The 23,813-nt window shown below is 67.7% G+C and carries 26 protein-coding genes; 14 read left to right on the top strand and 12 right to left on the bottom strand.

All coding sequences use genetic code 11. From position 1 onward, the window contains the following. Positions 1-26: 26 nt before the first annotated feature. The 5 genes from SM757_RS05540 to SM757_RS05520 all read right to left on the bottom strand — a co-directional run bounded on the left by SM757_RS05540 (position 27) and on the right by SM757_RS05520 (position 3,499). Positions 27-1,175, bottom strand: a complete 1,149-nt coding sequence (locus tag SM757_RS05540) for a branched-chain amino acid ABC transporter substrate-binding protein (protein ID WP_322464700.1) — start codon at positions 1,173-1,175, stop codon at positions 27-29. 272 nt (positions 1,176-1,447) lie between these two features. Next, complete coding sequence (locus SM757_RS05535) at positions 1,448-1,864, bottom strand: FKBP-type peptidyl-prolyl cis-trans isomerase (RefSeq protein ID WP_322464699.1); 417 nt, start codon at positions 1,862-1,864, stop codon at positions 1,448-1,450. Between the two features lie 81 nt (positions 1,865-1,945). Beyond that, on the bottom strand, positions 1,946-2,257 hold the full coding sequence (locus tag SM757_RS05530) for a hypothetical protein (protein ID WP_066343549.1): 312 nt from the start codon (positions 2,255-2,257) through the stop codon (positions 1,946-1,948). Between the two features lie 144 nt (positions 2,258-2,401). Continuing rightward, positions 2,402-2,761, bottom strand: a complete 360-nt coding sequence (locus tag SM757_RS05525) for a hypothetical protein (protein WP_322464698.1) — start codon at positions 2,759-2,761, stop codon at positions 2,402-2,404. Between the two features lie 39 nt (positions 2,762-2,800). After that, the gene (locus tag SM757_RS05520; protein WP_322464697.1) at positions 2,801-3,499 is read right to left on the bottom strand and encodes a Bax inhibitor-1 family protein; all 699 of its coding nucleotides are present in this window, start codon (positions 3,497-3,499) and stop codon (positions 2,801-2,803) included. A 346-nt stretch (positions 3,500-3,845) separates the two neighbouring features. Here SM757_RS05520 and SM757_RS05515 point away from each other — a divergent pair, with 346 nt between their 5' ends. The 7 genes from SM757_RS05515 to SM757_RS05485 all read left to right on the top strand — a co-directional run bounded on the left by SM757_RS05515 (position 3,846) and on the right by SM757_RS05485 (position 10,385). Further along, positions 3,846-4,334, top strand: a complete 489-nt coding sequence (locus SM757_RS05515) for a tellurite resistance TerB family protein (RefSeq protein WP_066337473.1) — start codon at positions 3,846-3,848, stop codon at positions 4,332-4,334. 161 nt (positions 4,335-4,495) lie between these two features. Beyond that, positions 4,496-7,303, top strand: coding sequence for a monovalent cation/H+ antiporter subunit A (locus tag SM757_RS05510; protein WP_322464696.1), 2,808 nt, complete (start codon positions 4,496-4,498; stop codon positions 7,301-7,303). Between the two features lie 8 nt (positions 7,304-7,311). Beyond that, the gene (locus SM757_RS05505) at positions 7,312-7,665 is read left to right on the top strand and encodes a Na+/H+ antiporter subunit C (RefSeq protein ID WP_322464738.1); all 354 of its coding nucleotides are present in this window, start codon (positions 7,312-7,314) and stop codon (positions 7,663-7,665) included. Then, a complete protein-coding gene (locus SM757_RS05500; protein WP_322464695.1) occupies positions 7,662-9,275 on the top strand; it encodes a monovalent cation/H+ antiporter subunit D in 1,614 nt (537 codons plus the stop codon). The genes SM757_RS05505 and SM757_RS05500 overlap by 4 nt, the downstream gene beginning before the upstream one ends. Continuing rightward, on the top strand, positions 9,272-9,757 hold the full coding sequence (locus SM757_RS05495; RefSeq protein ID WP_066337480.1) for a Na+/H+ antiporter subunit E: 486 nt from the start codon (positions 9,272-9,274) through the stop codon (positions 9,755-9,757). The genes SM757_RS05500 and SM757_RS05495 overlap by 4 nt, the downstream gene beginning before the upstream one ends. After that, on the top strand, positions 9,754-10,035 hold the full coding sequence (locus SM757_RS05490; RefSeq protein WP_169805922.1) for a K+/H+ antiporter subunit F: 282 nt from the start codon (positions 9,754-9,756) through the stop codon (positions 10,033-10,035). The genes SM757_RS05495 and SM757_RS05490 overlap by 4 nt, the downstream gene beginning before the upstream one ends. A gap of 5 nt (positions 10,036-10,040) precedes the next feature. Beyond that, the gene (locus SM757_RS05485; protein ID WP_066337481.1) at positions 10,041-10,385 is read left to right on the top strand and encodes a Na+/H+ antiporter subunit G; all 345 of its coding nucleotides are present in this window, start codon (positions 10,041-10,043) and stop codon (positions 10,383-10,385) included. Between the two features lie 35 nt (positions 10,386-10,420). On the opposite strand, the gene nhaR is transcribed toward SM757_RS05485, so the two are convergent. Further along, positions 10,421-11,362 carry a transcriptional activator NhaR gene (gene nhaR, locus SM757_RS05480; RefSeq protein ID WP_066337482.1) on the bottom strand — a complete coding sequence of 314 codons (942 nt, stop codon included), beginning with the start codon at positions 11,360-11,362 and terminating at the stop codon, positions 10,421-10,423. A 114-nt stretch (positions 11,363-11,476) separates the two neighbouring features. Here nhaR and SM757_RS05475 point away from each other — a divergent pair, with 114 nt between their 5' ends. Beyond that, complete coding sequence (locus SM757_RS05475; protein WP_157119002.1) at positions 11,477-11,794, top strand: HPF/RaiA family ribosome-associated protein; 318 nt, start codon at positions 11,477-11,479, stop codon at positions 11,792-11,794. Positions 11,795-11,904: 110 nt separating this feature from the next. Here the strand turns inward: SM757_RS05475 and SM757_RS05470 are convergent, their stop codons facing one another. Genes SM757_RS05470 through SM757_RS05460 form a run of 3 tightly spaced genes read right to left on the bottom strand, consistent with a single transcriptional unit; the run spans position 11,905 to position 14,949 of the window. Further along, entirely contained in the window at positions 11,905-13,398 is a 1,494-nt protein-coding gene (locus tag SM757_RS05470) for a LutB/LldF family L-lactate oxidation iron-sulfur protein (protein WP_322464694.1), read from the bottom strand. Further along, the gene (locus SM757_RS05465) at positions 13,395-14,114 is read right to left on the bottom strand and encodes a LutC/YkgG family protein (RefSeq protein ID WP_322464693.1); all 720 of its coding nucleotides are present in this window, start codon (positions 14,112-14,114) and stop codon (positions 13,395-13,397) included. The genes SM757_RS05470 and SM757_RS05465 overlap by 4 nt, the downstream gene beginning before the upstream one ends. Positions 14,115-14,133: 19 nt before the next feature. After that, a complete protein-coding gene (locus SM757_RS05460; RefSeq protein WP_322464737.1) occupies positions 14,134-14,949 on the bottom strand; it encodes a (Fe-S)-binding protein in 816 nt (271 codons plus the stop codon). Between the two features lie 575 nt (positions 14,950-15,524). Here SM757_RS05460 and SM757_RS05455 point away from each other — a divergent pair. The 4 genes from SM757_RS05455 to SM757_RS05440 all read left to right on the top strand — a co-directional run bounded on the left by SM757_RS05455 (position 15,525) and on the right by SM757_RS05440 (position 18,967). Further along, positions 15,525-16,010: an acyltransferase gene (locus SM757_RS05455; RefSeq protein ID WP_322464692.1), complete on the top strand. Its 486-nt coding sequence runs from the start codon at positions 15,525-15,527 to the stop codon at positions 16,008-16,010. 126 nt (positions 16,011-16,136) lie between these two features. Next, positions 16,137-17,153, top strand: coding sequence for a Gfo/Idh/MocA family protein (locus SM757_RS05450; protein ID WP_322464691.1), 1,017 nt, complete (start codon positions 16,137-16,139; stop codon positions 17,151-17,153). Between the two features lie 5 nt (positions 17,154-17,158). Then, the gene (locus SM757_RS05445) at positions 17,159-18,298 is read left to right on the top strand and encodes a DegT/DnrJ/EryC1/StrS family aminotransferase (protein WP_066337490.1); all 1,140 of its coding nucleotides are present in this window, start codon (positions 17,159-17,161) and stop codon (positions 18,296-18,298) included. 15 nt (positions 18,299-18,313) lie between these two features. Further along, a complete protein-coding gene (locus tag SM757_RS05440) occupies positions 18,314-18,967 on the top strand; it encodes a NeuD/PglB/VioB family sugar acetyltransferase (protein ID WP_066337529.1) in 654 nt (217 codons plus the stop codon). Between the two features lie 181 nt (positions 18,968-19,148). Here SM757_RS05440 and icmH read toward each other — a convergent pair whose 3' ends face one another. From icmH to tssJ, 3 genes are all read right to left on the bottom strand, one after another. Beyond that, positions 19,149-19,925, bottom strand: coding sequence for a type IVB secretion system protein IcmH/DotU (gene icmH / locus SM757_RS05435; RefSeq protein ID WP_066337494.1), 777 nt, complete (start codon positions 19,923-19,925; stop codon positions 19,149-19,151). A gap of 47 nt (positions 19,926-19,972) precedes the next feature. After that, positions 19,973-21,328 carry a type VI secretion system baseplate subunit TssK gene (tssK, locus tag SM757_RS05430; RefSeq protein ID WP_322464690.1) on the bottom strand — a complete coding sequence of 452 codons (1,356 nt, stop codon included), beginning with the start codon at positions 21,326-21,328 and terminating at the stop codon, positions 19,973-19,975. A gap of 103 nt (positions 21,329-21,431) precedes the next feature. Further along, positions 21,432-22,178 carry a type VI secretion system lipoprotein TssJ gene (tssJ, locus tag SM757_RS05425; protein ID WP_322464689.1) on the bottom strand — a complete coding sequence of 249 codons (747 nt, stop codon included), beginning with the start codon at positions 22,176-22,178 and terminating at the stop codon, positions 21,432-21,434. 150 nt (positions 22,179-22,328) lie between these two features. On the opposite strand from tssJ, the gene SM757_RS05420 reads away from it, so the two are divergent. Beyond that, positions 22,329-23,252, top strand: a complete 924-nt coding sequence (locus SM757_RS05420) for a tetratricopeptide repeat protein (protein WP_322464688.1) — start codon at positions 22,329-22,331, stop codon at positions 23,250-23,252. Positions 23,253-23,292: 40 nt separating this feature from the next. Beyond that, positions 23,293-23,808 (top strand): type VI secretion system contractile sheath small subunit, encoded by a 516-nt coding sequence (gene tssB, locus SM757_RS05415; RefSeq protein WP_322464687.1) that lies wholly within the window; start codon positions 23,293-23,295, stop codon positions 23,806-23,808. Positions 23,809-23,813 lie beyond the last annotated feature (5 nt).

Raw genomic sequence — 23,813 nt, 5'->3', positions numbered from 1 at the left:
GGCCGCAGGGGGACGGGGCTGCGGCTTCAGCGGACGACCGCCAGCTCCATGCGCTCGCTGCCGTTGCGGTAGGTGTAGAGCGTGAGCGCACCGTTCTTGATGTCGCCCCTGGCATCGAAGGCCACCGTGCCCGTGACGCCCTTGTAGGCATTGCCGGCCAGCACGGGCAGGTATTTCGCCGGTTCGGCCGAGCCGGCCTTGGCCATGGCGTCCGCCATGGCGAGGGTGGCGTCGTAGGTGTAGGGCGAATAGATCTGCACCTCGGTGCCGAAGCGCTTCTTGTAGTCGGCCTTGAACTTGTCCAGCGCGGCGCGCTGCGAGGCGTCCACGCCGCCGGCGATGGCGCACACCACCGCGTCGTCGGCCAGCGATCCGGCGGCCAGCTTGGGCAGCTCGGCGGTGCACACGCCGTCGCCGCCCATGAGCTTGGCCTTCACGCCGAGCTGCTTCATCTGGCGCAGCATGGGGCCGGCCACGGCGTCCATGCCGCCGAAGAACACCACGTCCGGCTTGGCCGCCTTCACCGAGGTCAGGATGGCGGTGAAGTCCGTGGCCTTGTCGCTGGTGAACTCGTGCTTGGCGATGTTGGCGCCCGCGGCCTTGGCGGCCTTCTCGAATTCGGCGGCCACGCCCTGGCCGTAGGCCGTGCGGTCGTCGATCACCACCACCTTCTTGGCCTTGAGCTGCTGCACCGCGTAGCGGCCCAGCGTGCCGCCGAGCTGCGCGTCGTTGGCCACCATGCGGAAGGTGGTCTTGAAACCCTGGGCGGTGTACTTGGGGTTGGTCACCGAGGGCGCGATCTGCGGGATGCCGGCGTCGGCGTAGATGCGCGAGGCGGGAATGGCGGTGCCGGAGTTCAGGTGGCCCACCACGCCGTTGACCTTGGCGTCCACGAGCTTTTGGGCGGCGGCGGTGCCTTGCTTGGGATCGGCGGCGTCGTCCTCGGCCAGCAGCTCGAATTTCGCCTTGCGCCCGCCAATGCTCACGCCCTTGGCGTTGAGCTCGTCCAGCGCCATGCGCACGCCGTTCTCGTTGTCCTTGCCCAGGTGGGCGATGGCGCCACTGGTGGCGGCGACGTGGCCGATGCGAACGACCAGGGGCTCCTGGGCATGAGCGCTCGCGTGGGCAAGGGTTAGAGAAGCGGCAAGGGCGGTGGCGGGGATGACGGGGTTCATGCGGGCGGGCGGTGAATCGGTACAGGGTGCGGAAGCCGCAAATGCTGTCATGTATTCAGCACACTGTCGAATGCCGATAAAGTGGGCCGTCATGCCTGGAAGGTATGAAGCTACGGCGTGATGGGACGAAAAAGCGTCGCGACCGTGGCTGCTCACGCCCACAGGGCTTCAAAGCACTGCAATCACTCTTATGTCAATTTTGGTGCGTGCTCAATCGGGCGTTGGCCGCTTGCCGACGGGCCCTGCGTGGCCCGCCGGTCCGCCAAACGCCTTCAGCGCGTGGCGACGTTGAGCAGTTCGACTTCGAAGGTCAGCGTGCTGTTGCCGGGAATGACGCCGGGGATGCCTTGGGCGCCGTAGGCCGTGTTGGCCGGGCACGTGAGCTTGGCCTTGCCGCCCACCTTCATTTGCTGAAGGCCTTCGGTCCAGCACGGGATGACGCGGTTGAGCGGGAACGTGGTGGGCTGGCCGCGCTTGAAGGAGCTATCGAACTCCTTGCCGTCGGCCAGCGTGCCGCGGTAGTGCACCTGCACCACGCTGGAGGCGGTGGGCTGCGCGCCCTGGCCCTGGACGGTGTGCTCCACGATCACGCCGGAAGGCAGCTTCTGCGTTTCAACCGGGGCCTGGGCCTGGGCTTGGGCGCCGGCCAGCGAGAACAGGACGGCAGCGAGGGAAACAATCGACTTCATGTCTGTGGAGCACGGAGAGTTGCGCAAGGCGCGCAGTGTCGCCGCTTTTGGGCCCGTGCCGCCGCGCCCCGCGAGGCCTCCTCAGGCGTGGCCCGGCGCGTAGCTGAAGCCGCCGCCGCGTTCCTGCTCCAGGCGGGTTTCCTCCATGAGGTCTTCCTGCACCGGGTCGGGGGCGCCGCCGCGGCGCAGATGTTCCTCGTACCAGGCCGTGATGAGCGCGCACACGATGGGCTCGGGGCCCTGGACCATCTCCTCGATGTCAAAGCCGCTGGCCTGGCAGATCGCTTCAATGGGATGCGGATCGAAGATCACCGCGCCGTCACGGATGTCCCGCGACAGGCGCAAGTCCTCGAAGTTGATGCCGTCCGGAATGGTTGCCTGTAGTTGAATCAAGCTGCCTCCTCTGGATCCCGTCAAGGGCTGAACCATTGTGACCGACTCCACCGCGGGCTGGGCGGGCTGTACCGGGATGAGACAGTCTGGCCACACTGGCAGGCGGTGTGCCCGCGCCGTCAGCGATCCTTGGTCACGGGCGGGTCACTGGCCGCCCTGGCGCGGGGCCGGGTCGCGGATTTCGCGCACCTCGGCCTCTATCACCTCGCCACCGTGGGGCTCTCCGCGGCCACGCCAAGCCGCCGTGCCGGTGCTGCCGGCAAAACCGGAGCCGCCGCCGGGCATGCGCTCCGGCCAGTTGAAGCGCACACCGGCCTGGCGCAGGCGGCGCCTGGCCACCAGCGCCAGCACCACCACCATGGCAGCGCCCACCAGGGCTGCCACGAGCGTGAAGGCCATCATGAACAGGCCCGCCACGCCCAGGGCCAGGGTGCGCAGCATCGCCGCCGGGGCGGCCAGGGCGCGCGCCCACCAGGGAGCGCGCGTGGAGTAAGGCAGTTGCATCAGGAGATTTCCGTCGTGTGGCTCAAAGGCCCGCCGCCCTCAATCGTCGCTGCCGCTGGTGATGCCCAGCAGGGCCAGCAAGGACTGGAAGACGTTGAACAGGCTCAGGTACACACCCAAGGTGGCGGTGATGTAGTTGGTTTCCAGGCCGTCCCGCACGCGCTTGAGGTCATGCAGGATGAAGGCCGAGAAGATACCAATGGCCATCACGGACAGCGTGATCATCAGCGCGCTGGACTGGATGAAGATGTTGGCGATGCCCGCCACCATCAGCATCACGGCGCCGATGAACAGCCACTTGCCCATGGACGTGAGGTCGCGCTTGATTACCGTGGACAGCGTGGCCATGCCCAGGAAGATCGCGCCCGTGCCGGCAAAGGCCGTCATCACCAGGCCTGCGCCGTTGGCCAGGCCCAGCACCGTGCCCACCAGGCGCGACAGCATCAGGCCCATGAAGAAGGTGAAGGCCAGCAGCACCGGCACGCCGGCGGCCGAGTCCTTGGTCTTCTCGATGGCGAACATGAAGCCGAAGGCGCCCGCCAGGAACACCACCAGCCCCACCATGGGCGACATCGCGCTGGACAAGCCCGTGGCGATGCCCAGCCACGCGCCGGCCACCGTCGGCACCATGGACAGCGCGAGCAACCAGTACGTGTTGCGCAGCACGCGCTGCTGCTGCGCAGCCACGGCCGACGACGAGGCGGCGCGGGCGTTGATGTCGATGTGCTGAAGGTTCATAGAAGCTCCCAAGACTCGCTGGCCGCCCCGCAGCGAGGGCTGCGGACCGTGGCGGCCATACGTAATCTAAGGACGCTCATCCATCGAAACAATCAGAAGGTTGCGATGGATTTGATCGAAAAAACCTGTGTATCACCAAACTGCCTGCCCTGGGTGCACCGGTGGTCCTCCAAACTGCGCACAAAACGGGGCAGCTGACCCGATTGATCAGGTTTTTTCGAGTTTTCGGTATAAAACATTCGAATTTACCTGAAGGCAGCGGCTGCCTACATTGCTTGGGCCGCGGCAACCGTGCCGCGGTCCAAGCGCCTCAAGCGCCTCAAGCAACCATGAAAGGGACAGCACCATGCCGCACGACGACATCAACGCGACCCGCGCTCCCGCGTCCAACAGCCCGCAGGCTGCCGCCCGCCTGGTGGCGCTGGCGCTGATCGCCAACGGCGAGATCAAGCCGCAGGAGTGGAGCGCGCTGCACGAGCTGCACGCCCGCGAGGAGCTGGGCCTGGCCGAACAGGACTGGCACGGGGTGCTGCGCGAGCTCTGCCAGGAGCTGCTGGCCTGCACCAACGAGGCCGGCAACTGCCTGGTGGACGCCCACACGTTGCGGCGCTGGCTCTGCGACATCGACGACCCGGCGTTGCAGCAGCGGGTCATGCGCCTGGCCGCCGCCGTGATTGACGCCGACGGCCACGTCGATGCCGGCGAGTCCTTCGTCCTGCGCGGCATGCTGGCGCAGTGGGAGCTGCCCCAGCAGGCGCAGTCCGACGTGGAGCCCCTGCTCTACGGCCTGGACTTCCAGGTGCTGCCGCGCCGCGCGGCCGCTGCGCCGGCCTGACGGCGCCGGCCTTCCCGCTGCGCTTGCGCCCGCGGCTTGCGGGCGCAAGCGCACTCACCCGCCGGACTTTTTCGCGCCCAACGGCGCCCGGCAGACGAAACTGGCCCGCGGCATGCGGGCCGTCCGGCCTACGCAGCCGTCCATAACCACAAAAACCAGCCATGCATGCCCTGCCCCTGGCCATTGTCCTGCCCCTGCTGCTGGGGCCCTTGTGTGCTTGGGCCGGCCCCACTTCCGCCGCGGGCAAGGGGCGCGCGGCTTGGCTGGCGGCGACGCTCACCGCCGCCGCGCTGGCGCTGCTGCTGTCCCAGGCCGGCGCCGTGTTCGGCGGCGCTGCGCCACGCTGGCAATGGCCCTGGGTGCCGGCGCTGGGCCTGAACCTCAGCCTGCGCCTGGATGGTCTTGCGCTGATGTTCGGCGCGCTCATCACGGGCATGGGGCTGCTGGTCATCCTCTACGCGGCCTACTACCTCTCGGCGCAGGACCCGCCGGGCAAGCTCTACGCGCTGCTCATGCTCTTCATGGCCGCTATGTTGGGTGTGGTGCTGGCGGACAACCTGCTGCTGCTGGTAGTGTTCTGGGAGCTGACCAGCCTGTCGTCCTTCCTGCTGGTGGGCTACTGGCGGCAGCGCGCCGAGGCTCGTGCCGGGGCGCGCATGGCGCTCACCGTCACCGGCGCGGGCGGGCTGGCGCTGCTGGCCGGCGTCGTCCTGCTGGGCCAGATGGCGGGCACGTATGAAATTTCGGAGCTGGCGGCGCGGCGCGACGTGATCGTGGGCGACGCGCGCTACCCGCTGGCGCTGGCGCTCATCCTGCTGGGCTGCTTCACCAAGAGCGCGCAGTGGCCGTTTCACTTCTGGCTCCCCGAGGCCATGGCGGCGCCCACGCCCGTGTCGGCCTATCTGCACTCGGCCACCATGGTCAAGGCCGGCATCTTCCTGCTCATGCGGTTGTACCCGGCGTTGGGCGGCACGCTGCTGTTCGAGGCCACCGTGGCGGCCATTGGGCTGCTGACCATGGTGTTTGCCGCCTACGTCGCCGTGTTCCGGCACGACCTCAAGGGGCTGCTGGCCTACTCCACCATCAGCCACCTGGGGCTGATCACCTTTCTCATCGGCCTGAGCAGCCCGCTCTCCGCCGTGGCGGCCGTGTTCCACGTGCTCAACCACGCCACGTTCAAGGCATCGCTCTTCATGACCGCCGGGATCATCGACCACGAGACCGGCACCCGCGACATGCGCCGCTTGGGCGGCCTGCTGCCGCTGCTGCCCTGGACCGCCACGCTGGCCATGGTCGCTGCCGCCGCCATGGCCGGCGTGCCGCTGGCCAACGGCTTCATTTCCAAGGAGATGTTCTTTGCCGAGGCCGCCGACCTGGCCGCCCTGCCCGGCTGGGGGCTGCTGGTGCCGCTGGCGGCCACTCTGGGCGGTGTCTGCTCGGTGGCCTATTCGCTGCGCTTCGTCCACGACGTGTTCTTCAACGGCCCGCCCAAGGAGCTACCGAATCCGCACCCGCACGAGCCGCCGCTGTTCATGAAGCTGCCCGTGGCGCTGCTGGTGGCGGTGTGCGTGCTGGTGGGCGTGTGGCCGGGACTGCTGGCACCGCTGGTGCAGGTCGCGGCCGCCGCGGTGCTGGGCGCGCCGCCCCCCGAATTCCACCTGGCCCTCTGGCACGGCTTCAATCTGCCGCTGCTCATGAGCGGCATCGCGCTGGCCGGCGGCGTGCTCCTGTATTTCCTGCTGCTGCGCCGGTTCGACCTGCACCTGAACCACCCGCGCGGCTGGACCGGGCGGCTGGTGTTCACGCGCGTGGTGGAGCGGCTTTTCGCCGCCTGCGCCTGGCTGATCGCCCGGCTCGAAAACGGCTCGCTGCAGCGCTACGTGGCCTGGCTGATGGGCTCGGCCATCGTCCTGGCGGCGTTGCCTTTCCTGGCGACTGAAGGCGTCTCAGCCGGCTCGCGCCCTCGCCTGGACGCGCCGCTGCCGGCCCTCGTGGCGTGGCTGCTGCTCATCGCCGCGGGCGCCGCCCTGCTGCGTGGCCACCGCGACCGGCTGCTGGCCGTGGTGCTGGTAGGCGTGATCGGCCTGGTGACGGCGCTGGCCTTTCTCGCCCTGTCGGCGCCGGACCTCGCGCTGACGCAACTCGCCGTGGAGCTCGTTTCCACCGTGCTGCTGCTCATGGGGCTGGCGCTGCTGCCGCGCTGGTCGCCGCGCGAGTCCGGCCGGGCGCGGCAGCTGCGCGATGCCGTGCTGGCCGGCACCGGGGGTTTGGGCGTGGGCTTGCTGGCCTGGCTGATGCTCACGCGCGACCACGCCTCCATCGCCTGGTATTTCCTGGCCCAGGCCGTGCCTGGCGGCGGCGGCACCAATGCGGTGAACGTCATCCTGGTGGACTTCCGCGGCTACGACACCTGGGGTGAGATCACCGTGCTGGCCGTGGCCGCCGTGGGCGTGCTGGCGCTGCTCCAGGGTTTCCATGTTCAACGCCCGCCCAAGGACGCCGCAGGCCGCGCCTGGAGTTTCAGTCACCCCCCGCTGCTGCTGCGCAGCGCCGCGCGGCTGGTGCTGCCGCTGGCCTTGGTGGTGAGCGTGTATCTCTTCTGGCGTGGCCACAACCTGCCCGGCGGCGGCTTTGTTGCGGGACTGGTGACGGCGGTGGCGCTGGTGCTGCAGTACATGGCGCGGGGCCAGACGCGTGCCGAAGCGCTGCTGGACGCCGCGGGCGGTGCGCGCTACGTGCGATGGATCGCCCTGGGCCTGGCCATCGCCGGGCTCACGGGCGCGGGCGCCTTGGTTTTGGGAGCGCCCTTCCTCACCAGCGCCCACGGCCATCCGCACGTGCCGCTGCTGGGCGAGCTGCCCCTGGCCACTGCTTCGCTCTTCGACCTGGGCGTCTACGTCACCGTGGTCGGCGCGACGCTGCTGACCCTGTCCGTGCTGGGTGCGGCCAGCCGGGAGCGCACGCCATGAACGTCTCCATGGAATTCCTGCTGGCCAGCGGCATAGGCTGGATCACCTGCTGCGGCCTGTGGCTGCTGCTGCGCGGGCGCAGTTTCACGGTGGTGCTGGGCCTGACGCTGCTGGGTTACGCGGTGAACCTTTTCATCTTTGCGAGCGGGCGGCTGTGGCGCGACGCGGCGCCCATCCTGCAAGGCGCCGGCTCCGTTGCCGACCCGCTGCCGCAGGCGCTGGTGCTCACGGCCATCGTCATCGGCTTTGCCACCACGGGGTTAGTGATCGAGCTGGCGCTGCGCAGCCGCCACGACAACGGCAGCGACCATGTGGACGGGCGGGAGCCCGGCGTCGGCGCCGAGCGCAAGGAGCGGCCATGAGCTGGACGGCCCACCTGCCCATCCTGCCCGTGCTGCTGCCCGCGGCCACCGCCGTCGCGCTGCTGGCGCTGGGCGATGCGCGACGGCGTGCCTCGCGCTCACTCTCGCTGTCGTCCACCGCGCTTGGGCTGCTGCTGGCACTGGCGCTGCTGCGGCAGGCCGACGGCGGCGCGCTGCTGGTGTACCGCTTGGGCGACTGGCCCGCGCCCTTCGGCATCGCGCTGGTGGCGGACCGGCTCTCGGCGCTGATGGTGCTGCTCACCTCCGCCGTGGCGCTGCCCGTTGTGCTTTACGCCGCCACGGCGGGTGCGCCGGCCTGGGACGCGCGCGGGCGCCACTTCCACGCCCTGTTCCAGTTCCAGCTCATGGGGCTCAACGGCGCCTTCGTCACGGGCGACCTGTTCAACCTCTTCGTGTTCTTCGAGGTGCTGCTCATCGCCAGCTACGTGCTCATGCTGCACGGCCTTGGGCGCGAGCGGCTGCGCGCCGGGCTGCACTACGTGGTGCTCAACCTGGCGGCTTCGGCCTTGTTCCTGCTGGGCTTGGCGCTGGTCTATGCCGCCGCGGGCACGCTCAACCTGGCCGACCTGGCGCTGCGCGCGCCGCAGGTGGCGGGCACCGACGCGCGGCTGCTGCAGGCGGGCGCGCTGCTGCTGCTGGTGGTGTTCGCGTTCAAGGCGGCGCTGGTGCCACTGTCGCTGTGGCTGCCGGCCACCTACTCGGCCGCCGGCGCGCCGGTGGCGGCGCTGTTCGCGCTCATGACCAAGGTGGGCGTGTACGCGATCTGGCGTGTGCACGGCGTGGTCTTCGGCGCCGGTGCGGACGGCGCAAGCGGCGCGAGTGGTGCCCATGCCCTGGCACAGCCGCTGCTGCTGCCCCTGGCGCTGCTGAGCTGCCTGCTGGGCGTGGCGGGCGCGATGGCGGCGCGCACGCTGGCGCGGCTGGTGGCGTGGCTCAACGTGGCGTCGGTGGGGACCGTCCTGGCCGGGCTGGGCCTCTACGGTGCCGCGGCCTGGGGCGCGGCGCTGTTCTACCTGCCGGGCAGCACGCTGGTGGTGGCGCTGCTGTTCCTGCTGGCCGACGTGGTGGGACAGCGCCGCGGCGAGGCGGGCGACGCGCTGGAGCCTGTGCCCGCCGTGCGGCAGCCGGCCTGGCTCGGCGGGCTGTTCCTGTTGGGTGCGGTGTCCATTGCCGGCTTGCCGCCGCTGCCGGGCTTCCTGGGCAAGGTGCTCCTGCTGCAGGCCGCTGCCGGCCACCCGGCCGCCGCGGCGGTGTGGGCCGTGCTGCTGCTCATGGGCTCAGGGGCGCTGATCGCGCTGGCCCGCGCCGGCAGCGTGCTGTTCTGGCAGGCGCAGGAGCCGCCCGCGCCTGCCCGGCCGTCACCGCCGTTCCCGTTGCCGGGCGCGGCGCTGGCGGCCGTGCTGCTGCTGGCCGCGGCGGGCGTGGCCTTGAGCGTGGCGGCGGCACCGGTGCAGCGCTACGCGCGCGCGGCGGCCGAGCAACTGGTGGACGTGGGCGGCTACGCACAGGCCGTGCTGCCGCAAGCCGGCGGCGCGCAGCCGCACAGCACGCGGCCCTACACCGGGCGGGTGGAAGGAGCCCAACCATGAAGCGCTGGCTGCCGCACCCCGTGCTCTCCGCGCTGCTGGCGGCCGTGTGGCTGCTGTTGCAGCAAAGCCTGGCGTTGCCGCAACTGCTCACGGCCGCGGCGCTGGCGCTGCTCGTCCCGCGGCTGCTGCACGGCTTTTTGGGCGAGCCGCTGCGCCTGCGGCGCTGGACCGTGGCGCTGCGCCTGGCCGCAGTGCTGCTGTGGGACATCGTGGTGGCCAACGTGACGGTGGCGCGGCTGGCGCTGTCGCCTCGCGCGCGGCCCAAGCCGGCCTGGGTGCGCGTGCCGCTGCGGCTGCGCCATCCGGGCGGGCTGTCGCTGCTGGCCGGCATGGTGACCATGACGCCGGGCACGGTGTCCTGCGTGGTGGACGAGGCGCGGGGCGAATTGCTGGTGCACGCGCTGGACTGCTTGGATGCGCCGGCGTTGGCTGCCGACATCCAGGCGCGCTACGAGGCGCCGCTGCGGGAGATCTTCGAATGAGTCTGAACGTGCTGGACTGGGCGCTGAACATCGCCCTCGCCGCCGTGGCGCTGGCCATGCTGGCCTGCGGCTGGCGCCTGTTGCGCGGGCCGACGCTGCCGGACCGCATCCTGGCGCTGGACACGCTCACCATCAACGCGGTGGCGCTGGCCGTGCTCTACGGCCTCCAGGCGGGCTCGGCGCTGGCCTTCGAGGCCGCGCTCATCGTGGCGCTGCTGGGCTTCGTTTCGACGGTGGCGCTGGCGCGCTTCGTCACCCGCGGCGACGTGATGGAGTGATGGCGATGGCGACGCTGGATCTGCCCTTGTGGGCTCAATGGCTGGCTGCCGCGCTGCTGGTGCTGGGCGGCGGCTTTACCTTGGTGGGCGCGCTGGGCCTGCTGCGCTTTGGCGACTTCTTCATGCGGCTGCACGCGCCTACCAAGGCCACGACCTTGGGCGTGGGCGGCGTGTTGCTGGCCAGCATGGTGCTCGGTTGGGCGCGGGGGCAGCCGGCGCTGCACGAGCTGCTCATTGCCCTGTTCCTTTTCATCACCGCGCCGGTGTCGGCCCAGCTCATGGCGCTGGCGGCGCTGCACCTGCAAGTGGCGTCAAAGGCCGTTCTGCCGCAGCCGCTGGACAGGGACTGAACGCGCAGCCCCAGAGCGGGCCGGCCGCCTGCCGTTCAAGCCGCCTGGCGCCGGCGCGCCGGCGCCATGGCATCGGCCTGGTCGGCAGCCTGGAAAAACTCGTTGCGCGCGGTCTGGGTGATGGCCACCACGCAGGGATGGGTGATGCGGCGCTCGACGGAGATGGCAAAGAAATCCTCTTCCACGCCTTCGGCCACCCCCACGCGCTGCACGCCGAACTGGGCTTCCACCTCGTCGGCGATCACGCCCGGTGCGGCAAAAAAACCAATGCTGCGGCGGCCGAACTCCTGGATGAGCGCGCTGTCATCGAACTCGCCCACCACGCGCGGGCGCACACCCTGGCTCTGGAACCACGCCCGCAGCCGCTGGCCCACGGCCGAGTCTTCGCCCGGCATGAGCACCGGGGCGCCGTCCAGGCAGCCCGGAAAGTCGCCCGCGTGTTTCAAGCGCAGCGCCGCCGAGGCGAAGAACTGCAGGCCTGAGCTGCCCAAGCGGTGGCTGAAGGCGCGCACGCTCACCGACGAAGGAATGGGGGCGTCGGCGATGACGAGGTCCAGCTTGTGCAGCGCGAGCTCCGCCAGCAACTGCTCCAGCTTCCACTCCCGGCAGACGATGCGCACATCCTCCACCGCGAAGGCCGGCTCCACCAGGTGGTAGGCGATGGCCTTGGGCACGGCGTCGGCCACGCCCACGCGGAATTCCAGCGCCCGCCCGCGCGTGGTGCGCTCGCGCACCGCGGCTTCCAGCTCCGCGCCCATGGCGAAGATGTCCTTGGCGTAGTCCAGCACCATGCGCCCGGTGTCGGTGAGCACGAGCCGGCGCCCGCTGCGCGCGAACAGCGGACTGCCCAAGCGGTCTTCCAGAAGCTGGATCTGGCCGCTGACCGTCTGCGGCGTCAGGTGCAGCAGCTCGCTGGCGCGGGCCACGCTGCCCGCCTCGGCCACCTGCAGGAAGTAGTGGAGGTGCTTGTAGTTCATGAATCCATCATCAGACTTTTCCTACATGCAAGCCCGGTTTAATCGGATTTACGTGAACTTTTCCGCTCTGTAGAGTCTCTCCATCACCATTGACTTCCCTGTTGAGCCTGCTGAATGGAAATCCGAGTGCATGCCGCCTGTGCCCGCGCCGCCGCGCTGGCGGACCACGCCCGCCGTCGCATCCAGTACGTGCTGCGCGCGCGCGAGCACCAAGTGGAGAGCATCGACGTGCGCGTGGGCGACACGCGCAGCCGCCGCGGCCAGCAAGACGGCTACTGCAAGATCCAGCTGAAACTGGCGCATGCCGGCGTCACCACCGTGGTGGACATCGGCAAAGACCTGTACGAAGCCATTGACCGCGCCGTGGACCGAGCTGCCCGCATGGCGATGGAGCGCTTGGCTGGTGCTCGGCCGGCGGCGCTGGCGGCTTGAGCGCTTTGAATTGGACATCAAGTTGGGCGCGCAAGACGCTTGGCCGCTCATCTTGATTTGACGGCGCGGCGCTTGCCAAGCGGCGCCACCGCGGCAGTGACTGTCCAGGCTCAACCGCCGGACTTCTTTCCCCGCTTTTCCTGTGCCAGCCGCTCGCGCAGGCTTTGGGCCGCCGGACGCATGGGCGTGCGGTGCGCCGTCCAGCCGCCTTGCCAACCCGGCACCAGGGCACGCAGCCTCCCACCGGCGCGCACTGCGCTGCCGTAGACGAGCGGGTGCTCGTTGAGCCAGGCCCAGGTTTGCCAGGCGAGCGCTTCCTTCCAGTCCTTGGCGCTGGCCTGGCCGGCCAGCGGCGCGTGGCCGGCGTGCGGCTCGTGCTTGGCGGCGTGGCGCAGTTGCATGAGCAACTCCGGAATCGGGATGCCCACCGGGCACACCTCAGCGCAGGCACCGCACAGGCTGCTGGCGGTGGGCAGGTCCTGCGTCGGCTCCAGGCCCAGCAGATGCGGCGAGATGATGGAGCCGATGGGGCCCGGATAGGTGGTGCCGTAGGCCAGGCCGCCGATGCGCGCATAGACCGGGCAGTGGTTCATGCAGGCGCCGCAGCGGATGCATTGCAGCGTCGGGCGGAAGTCGGCATCGCGGTAGGCCTGGCTGCGGCCGTTGTCCAGCAGGATCAGGTGCTGCTCGCGCGGGCCGTCCAGCTCTCCCTCGCGGCGCGGGCCGCTGATGGCATTGAAGTAGGTCGTCACCGCCTGCCCCGTGGCCGAGCGCGTGAGCAGGCTGAAGAGGGGCAGCACGTGCTCCCAGCGCTCCACCACCTTCTCTATGCCGGTGATGGCGATGTGCACGTCCGGCACCGTGGTGCACATGCGGCCGTTGCCCTCGTTTTCCACCAGCACCAGCGTGCCGGTGTCGGCTACCATGAAGTTCACGCCGGAAACACCGATCTTCGCGTCGCGAAATTCGTTGCGCAGCACACAGCGGCCAATGGCGATGAGCTCGTCCACGTCCTCGGTGTAAGGCGTCTCGGGGATGCGCTCGTTGAACAGCGCGGCGATCTGCTCCTTGGTCTTGTGAATGGCTGGCATGATGATGTGGCTGGGCCGCTCGCCGGCGAGCTGGACGATGTACTCGCCCATGTCCGACTCCAGGCAGCTCACGCCCTGCTCGGCCATGCGGTGGTTCAGCTCGATCTCCTCGCTGACCATGGACTTGCCCTTGATCATCCGGTCCGCGCCATGTGCGCGCGCCAGCGCCAGGAAGATGGCGTTGGCCTCGTCCGGCGTGGACGCCCAATGCACCTTCACGCCGCGCTCGGTCAGGCGCTGCTCCAGCCGCTCCAGCAGGTCCGGCAACTTCGACAGGCTGTAGCGGCGAATGGCTTCGCCGACGTGGCGCAGCGCGTCGAAGCTTGCGTGGTCACCGAAATGGGACGCGCGCTTGGCCTGCAGGAAGTCCATCGCGCTTCTGAAACTGCGGCGCAAGTGGGCGTCGTCCACGGCCTCGCGCGTGCGGGTTTTGAATGCACGCGGGTCCACGAAGTGCATGGGGGCTTCGGCAGCAGCGGTGGGCGCGTCGGCGGGCATGCGGCTGGCGCTCATTGCGGCTCCTTGGCGACGTGCAAATCGTTGACGAGGACAATGACCAACTCCTTGGGCCCGTGGGCGCCAAAGGCCAGCACCTGCTGTATGTCGGCCGTCTTGGATGGGCCGGTGACCAGCAGCAAGTTGGTGGGCATGTCGCTTTGCTGCGACGTGACGGCCGCCATGGCCGCCGGCAAGCCCGGGTAGAGGCGGCTGGCGTGCAGCACCGCCACGTGCAGCGGCGGCACCAGCGACAGCGTGCGCGGCTCGGCCGAGTTGGGCCGCAGGATGAGCGTGCCCGTGTCGGCAATGCCGGCTTCAGCGGCGGTGATGCCGGCGTCCACGGCATCGAACAGCTCGGCCTTCCACTGCTGCAGAGGGGCGTCGAAGCGGCGCACGTGCAGCCCGTCCAACGCGGTGTCCAGCCCCGGCTGCAGCGGGCTGGCCGCACCCACGGCCACGCGCGTGCAGCCGCGCTGCGCCAGTGCCTGGCGCACGACGCGCGGCCAGCCGGTTTCATTGGCATGCAGCACTTCGGCACGCCAGCTCTTGGCGGCGGCTTCAAAAGGTGCGATGAGCGTGGCCGGGTCCACGCGAGGGCCGCGACTGCCGCGCCCGTAGGGGCCATCCAGGTAAGGCGACAAATCCGGCGCCGGCTGCGCCGTGGCCGGCGCCGATGCGCGCAACGCGCCCAGGATCGCGGCACGTGCGCCGCGGGTATCAGGAAAATTCATTGCCAGCTGCTCCGCCGCGTCAATCCGTGACTTGTTGGGCCGCATCGGCGGCCCCCAGGCGTTCGCGTACGAAGCTGGCCAGGTGCACGCAGCGCGGCAGTCGCTCGCCCGTGGCGCGGCGTTTTTCGGCGGCGTGGTGCAGGTTGAGCAGGCAACCGCAATCGGCGCTCACCAGCACGTAGGCGCCGCAGTCGCGGATGCTGTTGAGCTTGTCGTGGACCATGGCGCCGGAGATGGCGGGATGGCGCGCCGAGAAGGTGCCGCCAAAGCCGCAGCACTCGGCCACGCGCGCCTGCTCGACGATTTCCACGCCCGGCAGCGCGCACAGCAGTGCCTGGCTGGGCTCATGCGTGCCCATCTCGCGTCGAGCCGAGCAGGAGGTGTGCAGCGCCACTTTCAAGCTCAAAGGCGCGGCGGTGGCGGCAACATCAGCGGGTGCCACCTCGGCCAGGCCCAGCACGTCGCGCGCAAAGGCGCTGAACTCCACCACCCGCTGCGCGACGGCTTGGGCGCGCGCGGCCAGGGCCGCATCGTCGGCAAACAGGCGCGGCCAGTGGTGGACCATCATTCCCGCGCACGAGCCGGACGGGACGACGATGGGCCAGGGCTCGGGGAACAACTCCAACTGCGCCAGCGCCACGCGGCGGGCCTCGTCGGTGTAGCCGCTGGTGTAGGCCGGCTGCCCGCAGCAGCTCTGGGCCTGGGGGAAATCCACTTCCACGCCGGCGCCGCGCAGCAGAGCGATGGCATCCATCCCGGCCTGTGGCGCCATCACATCGATCAAGCAAGTGGAAAAGAAGTAGACCCGCTGCGGTCGGGATTGCCCTGGCGGCATGCTGCTGTACATCGAAACCCCTCTTCATTGCCGTAACGGCCTGTTTCTCGGCGCGCTTGCGGCTTACAACCCATGGCCGCTGCCCAAAGACCGCGACCTGGCGCACTGCACCCCCCGGAATGCGGTAGCCGGCGCCAGTGTAGAAGCGGCGAGCTGCCATACCGCCAATGGCCCACCGTCTCGCTGCCCCAAGGGTTTGGACAAAATTTCGGCGGTAGATACAAGTCGCAACATTATTCGCTGCGTATCTATTTTGAAACGATGGCGCTAGCTTGTTGCAGGAACCCCTGTTTGCGGGTTCGCACAGCATGTGATTTCGGGACAAAAATTCACACACACAGAGGTTGTCAGTTCAAAACCTCGGGGGAGAAAAACAGAGCGTCCTGAGCTATTGCACATCCCGTGCAGGCTCCATAGAGGGATCCAGCAATACCGGATTTGAGGGGCACACCTGCCGTAACCAAACGATACTTAAGTTTCGGCTTGTGTGATTATTCGTTGGCATTTTCATTCAACAGCCCGCCTTTTGCAGTGCGGCTGCTGCTTGCACGTGCCCAAACAAAAGGCAAACGTCCATGCCCATCAGCGAAAACGTCAAGCTTGGCCAAAAGGTGAAAATATTCCAGCCAACGCTGGTAAATCTATACGGCTGTAGCATTGGCGACGAAACAAAAATAGGCGCCTTCGTCGAAATACAAAAGAATGTCACTGTGGGCGCACGCTGCAAAATTTCCTCCCACACCTTTGTTTGCGAAGGCGTGGATATCGAGGAAGAAGTGTTCATAGGCCACGGGGTCATGTTTACCAATGACATATATCCCCGCGCCACCAATCCTGACGGCGGTTTGCAGACCGAAGCCGACTGGAAAGTCGAGCCCACCTATATCAAGCGCGGTGCCTCCATAGGCAGCAATGCCACCATTGTCGCGGGCATCACCATTGGAGAAGGGGCCTTGGTGGGGGCCGGAGCCGTGGTGACCAAGGACGTACGCCCCTATGCCATCGTGGCGGGCGTTCCGGCCCGCGTCGTCGGCGACACGCGCGAAGTCAAGAAAAAATAAATACGGCGAAACTAAGTATTTCGTTGTCGACCGCTTCAACTGCAAACCCTTGGGCAAACTGAATGGCGTTCTCATGCATGCGCTGTCCAATCTGGGGTCATCGTTCACACTGACGGGGAAATCAACATGATCAATATTGGTGTCATTGGGTATGGGTATTGGGGGCCCAACCTGGTCCGCAATTTTGCGGAAACGCCAGGGCTCAATGTCGCATCGGTGTCCGACCTGGACCCAGCCAAGCTGGAAATTGTTCGCAAGCGCCACGCCTGCAATACGACAACCAATTTCAGAGACCTGTTGGACGATACGTCCATTGATGCCATCGCCATCGCCACGCCGGTCAATACGCATTACGACCTCGCCATGGCGGCACTCAAGGCCGGCAAGCACGTTTGGCTGGAAAAGCCGATGACGGAGACTTCCGAACAGGCGCGCCGCCTGGTGGAGGAAGCGGACAAGCGAAATCTCACGCTGATCGTCGACCACACGTTCATCTACACCGGTGCGGTGCGCAAGATGGGCGAAATCATTCGCGCTGGCGAACTGGGCAAGATTTATTACTACGACTCGGTGCGCGTGAATCTGGGACTTTTCCAGCGCGACGTGAGCGTGATTTCCGATCTCGCCGTGCACGACTTTTCCATCTTGGACTATCTGCTTGGCGAGCATCCCGTGGCCGTGACGGCCAGCGGCATGAACCACTTCCCCGGCACGCCGGAAAACCTGGCCTACGTCACGCTGTTCTACGACTCCGGAACCATTGCCCACGCCAACGTGAGCTGGCTGGCGCCAGTGAAGGTCAGGCAAATCCTGATCGGCGGCAGCAACAAGATGATCACCTACGACGATCTGGAGCCCAGCGAAAAGATCAAGGTCTACGACAAGGGCGTGAGCTTCACAGATGACCCCCACCAGATCCGCGAAATGCGCATCGGCTACCGCACCGGTGACATGTGGGCGCCCAAGCTCGCGGTGTCCGAGGCTCTGCGGGTCGAGAGCGAGCATTTCGTTGACTGCATCAACAACAAGCGCGCGCCCATGACGGATGGACGCTTGGGCGTGCGCGTCGTTGAACTGATCGAGGCCGCCAACCGCTCCATGCGTTGCCGCGGCGACACCGTCACCATCCCGAAGCGAGGCTGAACACCATGGTTCCTTTTGTCGATCTCAAGGCGCAATACCGTTCCATCAAGGACGAAGTCAACGCAGCCATCCTGGGCGTCATCGAGCGCTGCGAATTCACGCTGGGCAGCGAGGTCGCCGCCTTCGAAAAGGAATTCGCGGCCTATTGCCAGGTCGAACATGGCATAGGCGTGAACACGGGCACGAGTGCGCTGCACCTGGCCTTGCTCGCCGCCGGCGTGGGCCCGGGCGATGAAGTCATCACCGTGCCCTTCACCTTCGTGGCCACGGTCTCAGCCATCGACTACACGGGCGCCAAGCCGGTGTTCGTGGACATCGATCCCAAGACCTTCACGATGGACGTCAACGCCATCGAGGCGGCCATCACCGACAAGACCAAGGCCATCATCCCGGTGCACCTGTACGGCCAGACGGCCGACATGGACCCCATCCTGGAAATCGCCCGCAAGCGCGGCCTGGTCGTGATCGAGGACGCCTGCCAAGCCCATGGCGCCGAGTACAAGGGACGCCGCGCCGGCAGCATGGGCCACATGGGCTGCTTCAGCTTCTATCCCGGCAAGAACCTGGGTGCCTACGGCGAAGGCGGCATGGTGGTGACCAACAGCCCCGACTTCACCCGCACCATCCGCATGCTGCGCGACTGGGGCGCCGAGAAGAAGTACCAGCATGTGCTCAAGGGCTACAACTTCCGCCTCGAAGGCATACAGGGTGCGGTGCTGCGCGTGAAGCTCAAATATCTGGAGGCCTGGACGGAAGCCCGTCGCGCCGCGGCCGCCCGCTACGACCAGTGGTTTGCCGACAGCAACGTGCCCACGCCTTACGTGCGCCCGGATGCGCGCCACGTCTACCACCTCTATGCCATCCGCACGCAGCACCGCCAGGCCTGGCAGGACACGCTGCTGGCCCAGGGCATTCAAACGGGCATCCACTACCCCACGCCGGTGCACCTGCTGCCTGCCTTCGCGGATCTGGGCTACGAAGCCGGGCAGTTCCCGCATGCGGAAGCCGCCGCGCGCGAGGTGCTGTCGCTGCCCATGTTCCCCGAGCTGACGGCAGCCCAAGGCGAGCAGGTGGCGCAGGCGGTGCTGGCCCTGGCCTCGTCGGCGGACGCGCCGGCCGATGCGCCCGCAGCCACCGTGGCCTGAAAAGGAGTGATCACGATGGCCACCGAGTCCACCGCGGAGCCCTCGGCGCAGCCGCTGCTGATCTTCCCGTACAACGGCAATGGTCTCGAAGCGCTGGATTGCCTGGGCGATGCCTGGCGGCTCGTGGCCTTCGTGGACGACACGCCTGAGAAGCAGGGGCATGACCGCCACGGCTGTCTGGTCACGGGGCGCGACGCCTTGCAGCGTTTCCCCGACGCCCGCGTGCTGGCGGTGCCCGGCGGCCCGGCCTCCTATCGGGCCCGCCGCCAGGTGGTGCAGGCGCTGGACGTGCCGCCGCAGCGGCTGGCCACCGTCATACACCCCAGCGCGCGCGTCTCGCCGCTGGCCACGATTGGGCGCAACGTGCTCATCATGGCCGGCGTCGTGATCACCAGCAACGCCGTCATCGGCGACCACGTGGTGGTGCTGCCCAACACCGTCATCCACCACGACGCGCGCATCGGTGACTGGTGCCTCATAGGCTCCAACGTCACCATCGCCGGCAGCGTCACCTTGGGCGAGAACTGCTACGTCGGCAGCGGCACCAGCATCATGAACGGCCTGGACGTCGGCGCGGGCAGCCTGCTGGGGCTGGGCAGCAACGTCATACGCAGCGTCGCCGCCGGCACCTGCGTGGCCGGTAACCCGGCCAGGAGCCTGCACGCCTGAACGCTTGAGCTTTCCACCCACGGGGAACCCGGCATCGACAGTCGCCGGCGCGCGCTGCAGCGCAAAGTTCCTCTCTTGAGCCCGCCGGCGCCGTCTGCCCGGCGGGCCTTTTTTTGTCCTGCACCGCCGGGTCGGACGGCTTGGCGGCCCCGGCGGTGTGCCCCGCGGCCGCACTCTGCTGTCAGGGCAGCGTGATGGTCACGTGCGCCGACTGCGGCGCGAGCTGCACGACGTCGGCGTAGCGCGCCAGGTCCTGCTCCGTGGCGTAGTCCAGGTGCAGCCGCAACCCGGCAAAGGCCCCCAGCGCCAGCACGGCGAACACCACCCCCATGGCCCACAGCGGCAGCTCGCTGCGCAGCTTGTGCACCACATGGTCCGGCGCGGCCCAATGCGGCGCGAACGGCGTGCGCCGCCCCTGCAGGTGCACGATCTCGTCGCCTAAGCGCGCCGTCAGGTAGTCCAGCTTCTCCGCACCCTCCAGCACGTAGCGCCCCTTGAAGCCCAGCAGCAGGCACATGTGGAAGGCTTCCAGCACTTCCAGCCGTGCTGCTCCCTCGCGGCGTAGGCTCTCCAGCCGTTCGAAGAAGCGTTCGCCGGCCATGTGCTCGCCGAACAGCTCCAACTGCAGCGGGCGGCATTCCCATTCGCCGCGCAATGGCAGCGCGGACTCCAGCACCACCTCGTCCAGCAGCGCGCAAAAGGCAAAGCGCGCCTGCGCCACGTCGGCCGCCGTGATGGACAGCCGCTGCGCCCCGCGCTCCACGCCCGCCAGGAACTGCCGTACCTGCTCGCGAAAGGCCGCGCCGTCGGCCGGTTCATGCCCGTTGCGCAGCAAAAACACCATGTAGAAGCCCGGGTGCAGCAAGTGCGCCAGGCTGCGCGCCTCCTCGGCGGGCGCACTGGCCGCGGGCGGGCGCCGTCTCGGGGTCACGAGCGAAGGGGCGTGCGCATCGTTCATGTCCAGTCTCCAGTCACGGTAAATGCCGGGAACGCCGCCATGCCGGCTCACTGTCCGTCGTTGAGCGCGAACAGCTCCAATTCCAGTTGTGCCAGCCCGGCCGGCGCGTACAGCATCAGCGTGCGTGACTGCAGCATGCGTTCGTACAGCGGCCCGCGCGGCTCCAGCGCGAAGTACAGCGCTCCAGGCCGCACCGGAATGGCCGGCGGCACTTGCGGCGCGTGCTCCAGTCGCACGCCCTGCAGGGCCGACAGGACGAGCTTCTCCACGTCGTCCGCCGCCCCCAGTTTCATCAGCTGCGGGACGAGCTGCACCAGCTCCGTGGCCGGCAGCGCCGCGCGCACGCCCAGGAACAGCCGAGTGTTGGCGTCTATTTTTTGCGACTCCAGCCGCGCCTGGTGGTAGGAGCTGCGCAGCTCCTGCAGCGCGATGGCGAAGCAGCGCGTGGAGATCACCGTCTCCAGCAGCTTGGACACGATGCCGTCCAGCATCTCGAACGGCTGCTGCGGCGCCTCGTGCCGGTAGGCCGGCAGCTCGCCCAAGTGGTGCGTGCGCGAGAAGGTCATGAGCGCGCCGGCAAGCTCCAGCAGCCGCTCGAACAGCCGCTCCGGATGCAGCAGCGGATGCTGGTGCAGGTGCGACAGCGCCGCGAACGCCGCGTTGCAGGTGTGCAGCAGCCAGAACGAGGCGATGTCGCCGGAGCGGAATTCGATGACGTGGCGCGAGGGCTCCCGGTGCAGCCCGTACAGCGCCTGCACCTTGGCCTGCAGGACCTCCAGCAGCCGCCTGAGCAGAGCCTGCAGCGCCGGTGCAGCCTGCAGCGACAGGCTGGGCGGCACGAAGCCCTCGTCCAGCTCGAAGCCGCCCGTGCCCTGGCGACGCAGCCGCAGCAGCGGCAGGCTGGCCAGGTGGTGGCGCGGCTCGCCTTCCAGCACCACGCGAGCCCGGCGGCGCAGCGTGGCCAGCGGCACCTCCACGGCCTCGGTGAACCAGTCGGCCGCCGGCGCCTCGTGCTGCACGAAGCGCGCACCGCCGTCCTCGCCCAACGCGTCGCGGCTGAAATTGCCGCTGGCCGCACGCATGGGCGCCAGCGTGAGGTGGACCTCGGCCTGTGACACCCCGGGCGGCAAGCCGGCCAGCGACAGCGGCGCGGGCAGCTCGTCGTCGCGCGGCGCCGAATACAGGTCGCCGTCGGGAAAGATGGCCTGCAGCGCCGTGATGCGCAGCATCCCGGCCGACAGCGCCTGCGTGTCCACCTGGAGCTGGCGCAGCCCCCAGCTGTACGGATGCAGCGCCCGCGCCACTTCCGCCAGCCTGCCCTCGTGGTAAGCGTCCTGGCGTTGGAAATGCTGGGGCCGCAGGAATAAACCTTCACCCCACAGAATCTTGGCCGATGAAATCATGGCGGTCTGGAAATTGAAGTGGTGAAAAGAAAAGATGCGGTCGCGGTTCACGCCACGGTAGAGGAAACCGGGAAATTAATGATGCTGAACCATCAGCCGTTATTTATTCCGGACCTCCGTCGCAGCGCACACCGGCCACGCGCGTGAGTTCCGGGGGCATGCCTAAAGCTTGGCCCGTGGCCACGCTGATGGCACATCCGTGCAAACCCAGGGTAATGGAAGGAATAGGGGAAACGGCCGTGGCAGGTGGAACATCAAAAATTGCACGCCAGCGCTGCGGCGACGGTGACCGAAACAGAGCCACTACCGCAATAAACCGGACATTGGGCTCCAGGGTCTCCACCACCTCATAACGCTGGCCCGGTAGAAAAACCATCTCCCGGGTTTCGGCGATATCGGCAGCAAAGCTTCCAAAATCGGCAACCTGGGTCCTGGAAAATGCCGTGTAGGGCATTTGCTCAAATATCGAGCGGTCCTTGAGCTTGTAGAGCCTGAGCACCACCGGCAGCGAGGCACCCGCAGCACTGAGGTTGAGCACCTGCGCTGCATGCACACGCAGCGTTACACGGTTGGTAGCTTTTTGAGGCGGTGTGGGCTGCGCACGAGACGCGTCATCCGTTGTTGCCGCCATTGACGTCCGCTGTAGGCCCACCATGCCCAAAGCCTGGTCCAGCAGCCCGTTTCCTTGGTGCGTGCTCGTGGCACAGCCTTGCAGTGCCGCACTGCCCAATGCCAACAGCAGGCTCCACAGGTCTTGACGCAGTCGCCCCGGCTTGGGCTTGGCACTGCCCGCCTGGGCCAACCGGTCAGCCCCGACGTCCGCAAACGAGTGCTTGGTACGGCGCTTCAACGTAAGCATAGGTTCCGTCCGTTCTTCTCTTCCTGGCCGCGCCGATCGTGCATGAGCACACGCAGCAGGCCAACCGAACACCCCCCGGACACCCCTTTTGTAAGCGGATGGAACTTTCCCCATGTACATGCAACCGATTTTTGGTCTGCAATGCGACTCACCCACCGCAATATGGCGCGGTGGCGTGCAGTGGCGGCGATTCATGGGCCGCTTTTTCGAAAGCCGTCGAAGTTTCACAACCATTACCGCGGAGGAAAACTCGGCATGGAACTCTTTTGTCTGCTTCGCTCGCCCCAGGGAAACAATTCGAGCCGCATCCATGCATTGCCGGCTTCCAAATATTGGCGTGCCCTGGCCGGTGCCGGATTGGCCTTGATGCTCACGGCGTGCGCCTCCAACCAGAATGTCGCGAGCAAGCCGCCCGAGCCCGCGCCTCAAATGGTGTCCATGGAGGAATGGATGGCCCGCGCCCGGCTGGCCGCCACGGAGGGAAATCCCGAGAAAGGCCGAGCCGCCTACCGTGCCGCCGCACAAGACTATCCCGGCGAAAAACTGCCCTGGCTGAAATTGGCCGAGGATTATTTCAATGCACAGGATTACGGCAATGCCGTCATTGCCGCGCAGGAGGTGCTGCAGCGCGACATGCAGGACCATTTCGCCCACAGCGTGCTGGTCGTGAGCGGATTGCGGCTGACGGCCGGCTCATTGGTGGCCCTGCGCCAGGACGGCAACCTGCCCGTGGGCTCGCGCGATGAGGCCATCTCTGTGGCCCGCGCCCTGCGCGACACCTTGGGAGCCGCCTCGCTGCTGCCGCCCGCCCCGCCCGCCAACGCCCCGCGTCCGCGCAAGCCCACGGCTGCGCCCGGCGCGGCCACCACCACAGCCGTCACGCCCGCATCGGTGGCTGCCACGGCCATCCCTGCCACGTCGGCCGCGCGCGGCGCCCAACGCAGCTCCGCCCAAGCCACCGGCACGGTCGCGGTGCCCGGCGTCGTACCCACCGTGTCCACGCCTGCCGCCCCTCAAGCGCCCGCCAAGGCTCCCGCCGCAACCCCCTTCGACAAGCTGAAGTAAGCGGCGCCACGCACCTCAACCATCGCCAGGGAGGAACCCCATGTCCAGAAAAGACAGCGTGCAAAAACGGCTGCTGAGCACCCGGCCGCCGCGCGTGCAACTCACTTACGACGTACAGGTGGGCGACGCCACCGAGCAAAAGGAATTGCCCTTCGTCGTTGGCGTGCTGGGAGATTTCGCGGGCACGCCGGACCCGCAGGCGCCGCCCTCGCGGCTGAAGGACAGGAAATTCGTCAACGTCGATCTGGATACGCTGGACGACGTCATGGCCGGCATGAATCCACAGGCCTCCTTCCGCGTTCAAAACCGGCTTTCACCGGAGGGCGGTGAATTTGCGGTCAATTTGCAGTTTCGCGCCATGGAGGATTTCAGACCGGAATCCGTGGTCCAGCAGGTGGAGCCGCTGCGCCGCCTGCTGGAAGCGCGCACCCGTCTTTCGGACCTGCGCAATAAATTGGCAGGCAACCACAAATTGGACGATATTTTATCCGACGTGCTCTCCAATACCGAAAAGCTCCTGCGCTTGGGCGCGGAAACTTCTTCCAACCAGGAGTGAACCCC

The organism is Azohydromonas lata (genome assembly GCF_034427735.1).
GTDB lineage: Bacteria > Pseudomonadota > Gammaproteobacteria > Burkholderiales > Burkholderiaceae_C > Azohydromonas > Azohydromonas lata.
The sequence above is the reverse complement of the archived record's forward strand: the minus strand, read 5'-3'. Positions and strand labels throughout refer to the sequence as shown.